The organism is Streptomyces niveiscabiei (assembly GCF_001419795.1).
Lineage (GTDB): Bacteria > Actinomycetota > Actinomycetes > Streptomycetales > Streptomycetaceae > Streptomyces > Streptomyces niveiscabiei.
In genome coordinates this window covers 1-409 of record NZ_LIRL01000079.1, presented here as the reverse complement: position 1 = coordinate 409, position 409 = coordinate 1, and the positions used below count along the sequence as shown (strand labels likewise).

The 409-nt window shown below is 72.4% G+C and carries 1 protein-coding gene; it reads left to right on the top strand.

What is annotated here, in order from left to right; all coding sequences use genetic code 11:
- A partial coding sequence (locus tag AOK24_RS50205) for an ATP-binding protein (protein WP_240553670.1) occupies positions 1-409 on the top strand: 409 nt, incomplete at both ends.

Below are 409 nucleotides of genomic sequence, written 5' to 3'. Positions count from 1 at the left end.
GACGAACCGGAGTTGGCGCAGACCCTGTTCCGGCTCGACCACGAGAACGAGCAGTCGCTGCGCCGGGCGCAGGTGACCGCCGTGGTGTGCGGGGCGTGGGTGGGGCTCGCGCGGGAGGAGTCGCACCTCGTCGACGCGGTGACCGGAGGGCAGGCCCGGCTCGCCGGTTACCACCGGGTCACCGTCCACAACCACCTCGAACCCGGTACCGCGCTCGTCTCGCACGCCGTCGAGCCGGTCGCGATCATCGTCGCCGAGCTCCTCGACAACGCGCTGCGGCACTCCTCGCCGGACACCGACGTCGTCGTCGGGCTGGAGCACGTCCACCACGGGGTGTGCGTGACCATCGACGACGCGGGCGTCGGCATGACCCAGGACGAACGGGAGCGTGCGCAGCGGCTCGTCGCCG